The following is an 11,367-nucleotide window of genomic DNA, read 5'->3' on the forward strand; positions in this document are numbered from 1 at the left end:
TAAATTAAATAAAATAAACGATTATGATTATCACTCAAAATTTAGATTTATAGAGTACTTTCAAGATTGTGTTTTAACTTCCTATAGATTGATAAACAAATCCAATATTTTTCAGTACTTCTCCATTCAATATATTTCTTCCATCAAAAACAAAGGCAGGCTTAAGCATACTGTCATATATTTTTTCCCAATCGTATTCCTTAAATTCATCCCATTCAGTCAATATTGCAATCGCATGGGCATTTTTACAAGCTTCATAGGGATTATTGTATGAAGTAATATGTTTTTCATTTTCATCTGATTTTCTTGTGTCAAGATAATCTAAGTCAGTCAAAACTTGTTTTTGAGATACTTTTGGATCATATAATGCGATATATGCTTGCTCGTTTATCAAATCGTCTGCAACATAAATTGCAGCGGACTCTCTGGTATCATTTGTATCTTTTTTAAATGCCCAACCTAAGAAAGTAATTTTTTTTCCTGAAACAGTGTTGTATAAAGTTTGTACAATATTTTTTGAAAAACGTCTTTTTTGATGATCGTTCATAATAATGACTTGCTCCCAATAATCAGCCACTTCATTTAATCCAAATGCTTTCGAAATATATACTAAATTCAAGATGTCTTTTTGAAAACAAGAACCACCAAACCCAACAGATGCTTTCAGAAATTTTGGGCCAATTCTACTATCCATTCCGATAGCTTTTGCAACTTCATTAACATTTGCTTCTGTTTTTTCACAGAGTTCAGAAATAGCATTTATAGAGGAAACACGTTGTGCTAAAAAAGCATTAGCTACTAATTTTGACAATTCTGAAGACCAAACATTGGTTGTTAAAATTCGTTCTCTTGGAACCCAATTAGCATAAACGTTTACTAAAGCTTCGATAGCTTTTTGACCTTCTTGCGATGAGTCACCTCCAATTAAAACACGATCTGGACTTAATAAATCTTCTACTGCAGTTCCTTCGGCTAAAAACTCTGGATTAGATAATATCTGAAACTTTGCACCGTTTCCAGTATTATCTAAAATACTTTTAAGCGCTTCAGCGGTTCTTACTGGCAATGTTGATTTTTCAACAATAATTTTATCAGTTTTGGCGACTTTTGCTATTTGTCTAGCGCACAATTCAATATGTTTTAAATCAGCAGCCATTCCTTTACCTGTTCCATACGTTTTGGTGGGTGTATTAACAGAAATAAAAATTAAATCAGCTTCATCTATAGCTTTATCCACATTGGTGGAAAAAAATAAATTTTTATTTCTTCTATTACCAACAATCTCGTTTAATCGTGGTTCGTAAATGGGAATATTGTTAACATCTTCATCGTTCCATGCAGCAATTCTTGCTTCGTTTAAATCGACTACAGTAATCTTTATATTAGTACATTTTTCAGCTATAACAGCCATTGTTGGACCTCCAACATATCCTGCTCCGATACAACAAATGTTTTTTACTTCCATTTCTAATAATTTATATTTCAATTCTTTTTAAAATCTATATTTAGTCTGACTGTCATTACAATTTAATGCAAATAATTATTTTAAATTTTCCCAATACCACTTGACAGCTTCTTTCAAACCCATGTCAAACGAGTAAGCAGGTTTATAATCTAGTAATAATTTTGCCTTTTCAATACTTGCTAACGAATGTGGAATATCACCCAATCGCTCTGGACCATGCAAAACTTCAACGAAAGATATTTTTTGATCAAATACAGATAAATACTGTTTTAATAAAAGTGCCATTTCGTTTAGCGTTGTTCTATCACCAAATGCTGTGTTGTAAACTGTGTTGATGGCGCTAACATTTTTGGTCAACATAGCTAATTCATTCATCTGAATGACATTATCTATATAGGTAAAATCTCTGGAATAATTTCCATTACCATTAATAACCGGACTTTCGTGGCGCATTAACTGCATAACAAATTTTGGAATTACGGCAGCATAAGCACCGTTCGGATCTTGACGCCGACCAAACACATTAAAATAACGCAATCCAATAGTTTCAAGTCCATATGTTTTACTAAAAATTTCGGCATATAATTCGTTCACATATTTAGTTATGGCATAGGGAGAAAGCGGTTTGCCTATACTATCCTCAACTTTTGGTAAACGCTCGGAATCTCCATACGTTGAAGAACTTGCTGCATAAATAAACCTTTTAACTCGCGCATCTCTGGCAGCAACTAGCATATTTAAAAATCCAGCAACATTCACCTCGTTTGTGGTAATAGGATCGTTTATAGATCTTGGTACTGATCCCAATGCGGCTTCATGTAATACGTAGTCCATATTTTGAACAGCCGTTTTACAGGTTTCTATATTTCTGATGTCACCTTCAATTAATCTAAAATTAGAATATTTCAAAAATGGGTCAATATTGTGCTTGTGACCTGTTGAAAAGTTATCCAAACAAACAACAAAATAATCTTTGTTTAAAAAATATTCGCACAGATTAGAACCAATAAATCCTGCACCGCCAGTAATCAAAATGGCTATTTTGTTATTTATCATTTTTTGAACAATTTTAACAATCTATATTGCCACTTAGCAAAAAATCCTGTTGGTTCATCATCTTCGTGGTAACCACTGCCTTGACCATAACCATATCCGTAGCTGTAACCGTAACCATAACCGTAACCTACTCCATACTTGGCTTTATTTTCATATCCGTTGAAAATGATACTTACATTGTTGAGTTCACCGCGTTTATTTCTGTTATTTAAGAGCGTCAACATTTCCTTTTTAGTAAAATTTTGACGAACTATATACAAAGTAACATCACAAAATTGAACCAATTCTAATGCATCAGATACCAATCCAACTGGTGGTGTATCTAGAATGATATAATCATATCTTTGCTTTAATTCTTGAATCATTTCTCGCATCGAGTCACCTAGGATCAACTCAGAAGGATTTGGCGGAATAGGACCAGATGTTATTACGTCAAGAAACGGAATGTGAGTATGCTGGATTACTTCATCTAAATTATTTTGACCAATTAAGTAATTAACAGCACCAATGTCATTTTGAATATTGAAATCATCAAATATTCTCGGCTTTCTTAAATCTAAACCAACAATCATTGTTTTTTTCTCACTTAACGCAAACACGGTTGCAATATTAATAGAACAAAATGTTTTTCCTTCACCACTGACTGAAGAAGTGAGCATCAATGTTTTTGAACCCTCAATACTTTGCTTTTTATACAAGAATTGTAAGGATGACCTTATGGCTCTAAACGACTCTGAAAGCGCAGATTTAGGTCTTTCGAAAACAGATAAATTTGTTTCAGAATGTTTAATACCTACAATACCTATAAGCGGTATTTGAGTAATACCAATAATATCTTCAATGTTTTGTATAGAGTTGCTTATGAAGAAAATAAAAAACACTATTACTAATGGCACAATTAATCCCATAAAAAAGGCCAAAACATAATTAACTCCTGTTTTTGGTCCTAGTAATCCACCACCTACATCTTTTGCTGGGTCAATAAATTTTATATCGGAAATATTTGCTGCTTTAACTATTGATGCCTCACTTCGTTTTTGAAGAAATGTATTGTAAATGTTGTCACTTAGGTTATATTTTCGTGATAATTTTAACCATTCTTGTTTATTTTCTGGAAGCTTATTTATTTCGCTTTCAAGAGTTTGTATTTTATTATTAGCTAAGTTTAAATCGTAATCAAGTGAAACTCTGTAGGAATTGGAGTTTTCTAATAAAACTCTTTTAACAGATTGTATTTCATTATCAATTCTTTCATAATAAACAACACCACCTTTTAAGGAATAATCTAGTTCTGATCTCTTAACTGATAGCTCTATTAGCTTGGCTACATTTGTATTGATATTAGGTTCTTCAATTCCTACAACAGTTGGTGCTGGTAATTTAGAAAAATCTACACTGTTTTTAAGATAACTTTTCAATGTGTTTAAATAGGCAATTTTTCGTTCAACAGCATCTTTTTGTCTGTCAAAATCTAGTAATTGCGCTTTAAAGGTCGAGCCACCTTCTTCAATGTCAATTATGTTATTATTTTTTCCAAAATCCTTCAAATCGTCACCTGAGTTTTTTAATTTTTCCTCCATGTCACGCAACGTTTCATCAATGAAAATGATAGTGTTTTCTGCAAACTTATTTTTTTCTTCCTTATTTCTCTGTATCAAGACCTCAACAGTAGCATTCAAAAAATCAACCATTCTTTCCTTATTTGTTCCTTCCATTCCTAATTTGAGAATAGAGGCTGCTTTTTCATCTATTCCCACCTTAATTGATTTATAGGAAGAAACGGTGTTATCGAAAGAATTAAATCGTATAAGGATTTCTTCGTCAAAATTTTCAGTGGAAAAATCAACCAAATCCAATTTCCAATGCAAAAATGGTAAGTTTATATCCTGTCCTACTTTAAAAACTTTTGAAAACTCAGTGCTTGGGGTCGAAACTGTTGACACTTCATTATTTACATATCTAATAACCTGTGCACTATTGCTTTGAAAAGGTATGGTAATTCTGTAGGTCGAGTTAGAAAGCATTTTTACTTTAATAAACTGACCATAAAGCTGATTTTCAGCATTGTTGATAACAATTTTAAATGGAACTTTACCATAAACATCTTGTAAAAAATACTTTGTCTGTTTTAGATAATCAGTATAAAACTGTAATTTATTAACTACTATTTCGTTGTGTGACCTCGATTTTAAAGTAGTAGCAATCATTTGAACTTTATCAGAAGTTCCACCCCAATTAAAAACTAGACTAGTATTTGCAGTAAACAGAGGATTGTTTTCCTCTTGTACTGCAATAGTAGTTTCTATTCCATAAATTTTTTGTTTTCTAACATTTACCTGATGAGCTATAGAAAAAGTAATAATCAGACCTACAACAAACCATTTCCAGTAACTTATTGTTTTGATCAAAAAACCTTTAAAATCAAAATTATTTTGTTTATCAAAAAAAGTAAAATCTTTTGTGTCTAACATGAAAGGGAATTATAGTTGGAGTAAAATTAATGAAGTTGTAACAAGCGAAAATAAAGTCAAAATGGTTGTTAGCGACTCAACACCTGTTTTTCCTGTTCCCCATGTTTTTTGCTTCAATGGTTTCACATAAATATTATCGTTGGGTTGTAGATAAAACACCTCTGAATTCACTGCATTACTATCCGTTAAATCTATACTAAAAGTTTCACTTCCTTGAGGATATGTTCGAATTACTTTGACATCTTTTCTATCGCCAACTACCGTTATATCACCTGCATTAGCAATGGCTTCAATAATATTTACTCGATCTTGATAAATAATTTTTGTACCTGTACTGGCTACTTCTCCAATTATAGAATATCTAAAACCGGCTAATTTAACTACCACAAAAATGCCTGCTTCTGTTTTGAAAAATTGTTCATATAGCATTTTTTCTATTTTAATTCTAACTTCTTCGGCAGTGTACCCCAGTACATTTATCTCTCCAAGAATAGGTAACCTAATATTACCGTGATCATCAACTGTATAACCATTGAAATAATTACCTTCGGCAGTAATATTTACCATTCCTTGATTAACAGTGCCGTTAAACATTTCTACTAATTTTGGGTCAATAGCTTTTATAGTGATACTTAGTATATCATTAGTTTGAAGTCGATAAGGTTTTTGTTTTGCAGCAGTTACGACTTCATTATTACTATTTCCTTTATCTTGCAGATAAATCAAATCTTTGGTAGGAACACAAGAGGTAAAAATTACACTTAGTAAAAAAAATATATAGATTCTAGATTTTCTCATTTTTTTAATAAAAAATTAGCAAACAAAGATAGTTTTTCAAATCTAAATACAAAAATGTAGTTTGCTATTATTTACTATATATTTTTTAAAGAATTTTCGAACGGAATTCGATTTACTATACTTCTACCCAAAGTAACTTCATCAGCATACTCTAATTCATCACCAACAGCTATTCCTCTTGCAATTGTTGATGTTTTTAAGTCAAAATCTTTGATTTGTTTAAAAATATAAAAATTTGTGGTGTCGCCTTCCATTGTTGAGCTTAATGCAAAAATAATTTCATCGATATGACCTAATTTGACTTTATTAACTAAGGAATTGATGTTTAGCTGGCTTGGACCAATGCCGTCGATAGGAGATATTTTTCCTCCTAAAACATGATAAATCCCTTTGTATTGATTAGTGTTTTCAATAGCCATAACGTCGCGAACATCCTCAACAACGCAAATTATTTTATGATTTCGTGAGGTATTTTTACAAATTTCACAAACAGCCTCATCAGAAATATTATGACAACTACTACAAAATTTTATTTCCTCACGCATAGTTGTTAAGGCATTTGATAAAAATTGTGTTTGCTCTGCTGGTTGCTTTAGTAAATGTAAAATCAGTCGTAACGCAGTTCGCTTACCTATTCCAGGTAATTGAGACATCTCGTTAACTGCTTTTTCGAGAAGTTTTGATGAAAATTCCATGACACAAAAATAGCATAAAAGAAAATAAAAGTTGGGTGAAAGAAAGTTGAAAATAAATTAAATGGTAAAAAAAAATAGTGGAATAAAATATTGATTAGCATCCCATTTTAATCCCTGATTTTATTCTATTTTCTTTTTGTATTTTGGTCGCTATTAAAATCAACTATATGACACCAACAACTATACTTATTATTATCATTTTATATTTTGGTATATTAATTTTAATTTCCAATGTGGTTAGTAAAAAAAACTCGGATAATGATAGTTTTTTTAAAGCTAATAAAAATTCCAAGTGGTATTTGGTTGCTTTCGGAATGATAGGCACGGCCTTATCGGGCGTCACATTTATTTCAGTTCCTGGTGAAGTAGGAAATCCTGATTTGCAGTTCAAATATTTTCAGTTTGTTATAGGAAATGCCATTGGTTTTATAATTATTGCTACAGTTCTACTGCCACTTTATTATCGAATGAATCTAACTTCAATTTACAGTTATATTGAACAAAGGTTGGGCATTGTTAGTTACAAAACGGCAGCGAGTATTTTTTTAATCAGTAGAACAATTGGCTCTGCTTTCAGACTGTATTTGGTGGTAATTGTGCTACAACGTTATGTTTTTGACGCATTTAATGTCCCGTTTGCATTAACTGTTTTAATTTCATTAGGGTTAATATTTGCCTACACTTATCGTGGTGGATTAAAAACAATAATCATAACAGATACTTTACAAACTTTCTTTTTAGTTTCTTCTGTTTTTTTGACGATTATTTTCATTTGTCAAAGTTTAGATTTTACTTTTATACAAGCCTTTGAGACAGTAAAGGAAAGCAACTATTCCAAAATTTTCTTTTTTGAAGACTATTTAAAAGGCAATTATTTTTGGAAACAAATTTTAGGTGGGATTTTTGTAACCATTGCCATGGTAGGTCTTGATCAAGACTTGATGCAGAAGAATTTAAGTTGTGCTACTATTGGCGAAGCTCAAAAAAACATGTTTACTTTCACGGGGATTTTTGTTGTAATCAATATTTTCTTTTTGAGTGTTGGTGCTTTACTTTATATGTTTGCCGAAAAAAATGGTATCCAAGTGCCAATGGTTGACGGCATTGCTCGCACCGATTTTTTATTTCCCGAAATTGCATTAAAATCGCTGGGAATTATTCCGGCAATAGTCTTTTTATTAGGATTAACGGCAGCAACTTTTGCTACTACAGACTCGGCATTGACCGCATTAACTACTTCGTTTTGCGTAGATTTTCTCGGTATGGATAAAACGGTAAACCAGAAAAAAACTACTAATGTTAGAACTAGACATTTTGTTCACTTAGGGTTTTCATTTCTAATGTTTTTAGTCATCATTATTTTTAATGCTGTAAATGATGCCTCGGTTGTGAAAATGATTTTTAAAATTGCATCCTATACTTATGGTCCACTTTTAGGATTATATGCTTTTGGTTTGTTTATGAAATCAAAAACAGTTCATGATAAGTTTGTACCGCTAATTTGCTTGATTTCGCCTGCAATTTGTTTTTTTATCAGTAAATATTCGGTGGAACTTTTGGGCAATTATACTTTAGATAACGAGTTAATTATTGTAAATGGTTTGATAACATTCGTCGGATTGCTCGCTATTAGTAAACCCGCCACAGAAAACACACGATATTAGTACTGAAGTTAATTCAGCATTAATATTGGTTTGTGGTCAATAAAACTAATGTACAAGCAATCTCAATTTTTATTCCATTGCTTTGCAACAATTGGTAGAACTCGGGATTTTCCGTTCCCGGATTGAAGATAACGCGTTTTGGTTTAGTTTCAATAATATAATTGTAGTATTCTCGCTGACGAACAGGATTCAAATACAAGGTTACAGTATCAATATTTTTTAGCGGAATAGTTTTGGTATGGATTTTTATTCCAGCCACATCGCCTTGATTTTGTCCAATTGCTAAAACAGAATGCCCTTTATCAACAAGCATATTTATGGCTTTGTTAGCATATCTTTCTGGTTTTGTAGTTGCACCAAGAACGAGCGTTTTTTTGTTTTTCATAAAATATGGGTGTTGTATTGTATTAATTATATTATTATAAAGACTGGTTTTTGAATAAGTAATTTGACGTTACAAATTTAATTATTTATGTGTGTAAATTAATACTGCTACTTTATTCTTTGTCTATCTTTGCTGCAGATTTTAACTTTAGCAAAGATGGAAATTTTTCTAAATACATTTTTTGTACTTCTTGGAGCTTTATTTTCGGTACTAAACCCAATAGGTGCGATACCAATTTTTGTGGGACTGACGCAAGATTATAATAAAACTGAACGTTCACGAGTTTCTCTAATGACTGCTATTAATGTCTGTCTTATTTTACTGATTTCCTTTTTTGTAGGTGAATATGTTTTAAAATTTTTCGGTATAACCATTTCGGCACTGCGGATTGCTGGTGGAATTTTGATTGCAAGTTCGGGTTTTGGTTTGCTTAATGCTAATCCAAAAAAAAGAAAAGGAATTAGCAAAAAAGTAGAAGAAGACTCGTTACATAGAAATTCTATTGCGTTAACACCTTTGGCAATGCCAATGTTAGCTGGTCCAGGTTCTATTTCTTTGTTGATTGCTTTTAATCAAGATCATAATAATACCTCAGAAATTTTAGCATCTTCATTATCAATACTTATTGTTTCTTTATTAATTTTTCTAATTCTTAGAAGTGCACATTATTTAGCCAAATACCTTGGTGCATCGGGAATTGTTGCCATTTCTAGAATTGTTGGCTTTTTGACTGTAGCTATTGGAATTCAGTATATTATTAGTGCAGTTTTAAGTATTATCAGAGGAATTTAAACTACTGATATATCTAAATAAAAATTCCAAATCCCAGCTATTATATTGGAATTTGGAATTTTTTCTTTTAAGGTTATTTCTAATTATTCTCTAGGTAGAAAAATCTCAGCCATCATGCATCTTGCACTTCCACCACCACACGCTTCAATTGTGTCAAGGCTTGAATGAATAATTTCAACATGTGCTTCCAATTGTCCTATTTGTTTTTTAGTCAACGATTTAAAAGCCGACTCGCTCATTACTAAATATCGTTTATCATTATTACCTTTCACTTCGAGCATATTACCTGCAAAATTATTTACCTGCTCTTCAGATATTAAAATAATTTCTTTGTCATCGCCTCGAAGACTATCCAAAACCATTTTGCGTTCTTTTTTATCATCGATACTATCTGCACAAATTACCGCAAATGTATCGCCTAAACACATCATGACATTGGTATGATAAATCAATTTTCGTTCGCCATTTACCGTTTGAAAGGCTTCAAAAATGACCGGTGTGTATTCAAAATCTTCACAGAACTCTATCATCAATTCTTCATCAGCCCGCGGCGACAGTGCGCAATACGCTTTATCATTTTCTCTATCTAATAGTAAACTACCTGTTCCTTCCAGAAAAAAACCATCTTCCTCTGCCGCTGTATAATCCATGATTTCATTGATAACAAAACCTTCGTCTTCTAGTATATCTAAAATATCTTCTCTTCTCTCGGCACGACGATTTTCTGCAAACATGGGATATAAAACAACATCTCCGTTTTCGTGAAAAGAAATCCAATTGTTTGGAAAAAGACTGTCAGGAGTATTTGGTTCGAGAGTATCATCAACCACAATAACGTTTACGCCTACTTTTCGGAGTTTTGCAACAAAAGTGTCAAACTCATGTTGTGCTTTTGCGTTTACTGTTTCAGGCGAAAGTCCATCAAGAACTTTTTGATAATAATTATTAACAGAAGTTTGTTCGTTCATGCGAAATGCCACAGGCCGAATCATTAAAATTGAGTTTGTTGTTTGTTTCATTTTATATATTTTGTTTACGATTTAGGTTTCATATTTTACAACTTTAAAACTGAAACTTGCAACACGATTATTTAATCTCTTATTAATGGCAATGTAGAACAGCGCAAAAGTCCTTCTTGTTTGGCAATTTCTGCATAAGGTATTTCCTCAACTATAAACCCGTTATCACGAAGCCACTTGTTTAAACGTGTGAAATTCTTTTCTGAAACGACTACATTTTCATCTATAGAAAACACATTGGAATTCATATGATACATCTCATCACGAGTAATATGAAATAGATTTTCTTTGCCAAAAAGTTTGACTAAAAAAACATAATCTGACTCTTCTCTAAAACCACTTTTATAAATGATCCCTTTATTTTTGCCAACAGGTTGAAAGCAACAATCGAGGTGCAATGCATTATCTCTTGCTTCTAGTTTAGATTTTACCAAATCAAACTCTTTGACTTTTTTATGTGGAAATAATTCTTTTATATATTGAACACCCAACATGTTTGTTCGAGCAGTAATATAATCTTTATAATCCGAGCCTTTATAGGTTCCAATAAAAATATAATCATTCCAAAGCATTACATCGCCGCCTTCAATATGCACTTCTTGTGGAGGACGAACTACTTTTGTTGGTTCAATTTGGTCAATTACATACTGAATTGCCTCTAATTCTCTTTCTCTATCTGGAAGAATATTGGCCTTGACAAATACGTCATCTATTACAAAACCAATATCTCGGGTAAATATTTGGTTATAGTTTTCAATCATTTCTGGACGAAAAACTTTAACATCATATTTTTGAAAAACTTGATTAAAAGCTTCCATTTCTGCAATCATATCAGACTCTATTGGATAAGTTCCGGCAAGAATATGTTCTAAAGATTTTGGATCATAGGCTTCTTCTGCGGATGGTGTTGGTCCGTTTTTTTCTGCCGAACCCAATACAACGGCTCTTAATCTTGAAGTTTCGTTTTTAATATTTAATTGTAGCATAAAGTCGCTTTTGGCTTTTGGCAAATATAAAAAAGC

The 11,367-nt window shown here is 31.9% G+C and carries 10 protein-coding genes; 2 read left to right on the forward strand and 8 right to left on the reverse strand.

The window, feature by feature from the left end; all coding sequences use genetic code 11:
• Positions 1-73: 73 nt before the first annotated feature.
• From WFZ85_RS00515 to recR, 5 genes are all read right to left on the reverse strand, one after another.
• Entirely contained in the window at positions 74-1,465 is a 1,392-nt protein-coding gene (locus tag WFZ85_RS00515; RefSeq protein WP_342694634.1) for a nucleotide sugar dehydrogenase, read from the reverse strand.
• A 75-nt stretch (positions 1,466-1,540) separates the two neighbouring features.
• On the reverse strand, positions 1,541-2,521 hold the full coding sequence (locus WFZ85_RS00520; protein WP_342694330.1) for an SDR family oxidoreductase: 981 nt from the start codon (positions 2,519-2,521) through the stop codon (positions 1,541-1,543).
• A complete protein-coding gene (locus WFZ85_RS00525; protein ID WP_342694331.1) occupies positions 2,518-4,992 on the reverse strand; it encodes a polysaccharide biosynthesis tyrosine autokinase in 2,475 nt (824 codons plus the stop codon). Before WFZ85_RS00525 ends, WFZ85_RS00520 begins: the two co-directional genes overlap by 4 nt.
• 9 nt (positions 4,993-5,001) lie before the next feature.
• Entirely contained in the window at positions 5,002-5,790 is a 789-nt protein-coding gene (locus WFZ85_RS00530; protein WP_342694332.1) for a polysaccharide biosynthesis/export family protein, read from the reverse strand.
• A 74-nt stretch (positions 5,791-5,864) separates the two neighbouring features.
• A complete protein-coding gene (recR, locus tag WFZ85_RS00535; protein WP_342694333.1) occupies positions 5,865-6,485 on the reverse strand; it encodes a recombination mediator RecR in 621 nt (206 codons plus the stop codon).
• 167 nt (positions 6,486-6,652) lie between these two features.
• On the opposite strand from recR, the gene WFZ85_RS00540 reads away from it, so the two are divergent.
• Positions 6,653-8,149 carry a sodium:solute symporter gene (locus WFZ85_RS00540; RefSeq protein WP_342694334.1) on the forward strand — a complete coding sequence of 499 codons (1,497 nt, stop codon included), beginning with the start codon at positions 6,653-6,655 and terminating at the stop codon, positions 8,147-8,149.
• Between the two features lie 19 nt (positions 8,150-8,168).
• On the opposite strand, the gene WFZ85_RS00545 is transcribed toward WFZ85_RS00540, so the two are convergent.
• Complete coding sequence (locus tag WFZ85_RS00545; RefSeq protein ID WP_342694335.1) at positions 8,169-8,534, reverse strand: CoA-binding protein; 366 nt, start codon at positions 8,532-8,534, stop codon at positions 8,169-8,171.
• 156 nt (positions 8,535-8,690) lie between these two features.
• On the opposite strand from WFZ85_RS00545, the gene WFZ85_RS00550 reads away from it, so the two are divergent.
• Entirely contained in the window at positions 8,691-9,326 is a 636-nt protein-coding gene (locus tag WFZ85_RS00550; RefSeq protein ID WP_342694336.1) for a MarC family NAAT transporter, read from the forward strand.
• A gap of 83 nt (positions 9,327-9,409) precedes the next feature.
• On the opposite strand, the gene ctlX is transcribed toward WFZ85_RS00550, so the two are convergent.
• Together ctlX and WFZ85_RS00560 are read right to left on the reverse strand one after the other, a co-directional pair.
• A complete protein-coding gene (ctlX, locus tag WFZ85_RS00555) occupies positions 9,410-10,345 on the reverse strand; it encodes a citrulline utilization hydrolase CtlX (protein WP_342694337.1) in 936 nt (311 codons plus the stop codon).
• Positions 10,346-10,416: 71 nt separating this feature from the next.
• Positions 10,417-11,331 (reverse strand): dimethylarginine dimethylaminohydrolase family protein, encoded by a 915-nt coding sequence (locus tag WFZ85_RS00560; protein WP_342694338.1) that lies wholly within the window; start codon positions 11,329-11,331, stop codon positions 10,417-10,419.
• Positions 11,332-11,367: the final 36 nt, after the last annotated feature.

Source organism: Flavobacterium aureirubrum, from assembly GCF_038739835.1.
GTDB lineage: Bacteria > Bacteroidota > Bacteroidia > Flavobacteriales > Flavobacteriaceae > Flavobacterium > Flavobacterium aureirubrum.

Bases quoted from the DNA above. Each gene is read 5' to 3' on its own strand.
- WFZ85_RS00515 (WP_342694634.1), bottom strand. From the start codon at position 1,465: ATGGAAGTAAAAAACATTTGTTGTATCGGAGCAGGATATGTTGGAGGT.
- WFZ85_RS00520 (WP_342694330.1), bottom strand. From the start codon at position 2,521: ATGATAAATAACAAAATAGCCATTTTGATTACTGGCGGTGCAGGATTT.
- WFZ85_RS00525 (WP_342694331.1), bottom strand. From the start codon at position 4,992: ATGTTAGACACAAAAGATTTTACTTTTTTTGATAAACAAAATAATTTT.
- WFZ85_RS00530 (WP_342694332.1), bottom strand. From the start codon at position 5,790: ATGAGAAAATCTAGAATCTATATATTTTTTTTACTAAGTGTAATTTTT.
- recR (WP_342694333.1), bottom strand. From the start codon at position 6,485: ATGGAATTTTCATCAAAACTTCTCGAAAAAGCAGTTAACGAGATGTCT.
- WFZ85_RS00540 (WP_342694334.1), top strand. From the start codon at position 6,653: ATGACACCAACAACTATACTTATTATTATCATTTTATATTTTGGTATA.
- WFZ85_RS00545 (WP_342694335.1), bottom strand. From the start codon at position 8,534: ATGAAAAACAAAAAAACGCTCGTTCTTGGTGCAACTACAAAACCAGAA.
- WFZ85_RS00550 (WP_342694336.1), top strand. From the start codon at position 8,691: ATGGAAATTTTTCTAAATACATTTTTTGTACTTCTTGGAGCTTTATTT.
- ctlX (WP_342694337.1), bottom strand. From the start codon at position 10,345: ATGAAACAAACAACAAACTCAATTTTAATGATTCGGCCTGTGGCATTT.
- WFZ85_RS00560 (WP_342694338.1), bottom strand. From the start codon at position 11,331: ATGCTACAATTAAATATTAAAAACGAAACTTCAAGATTAAGAGCCGTT.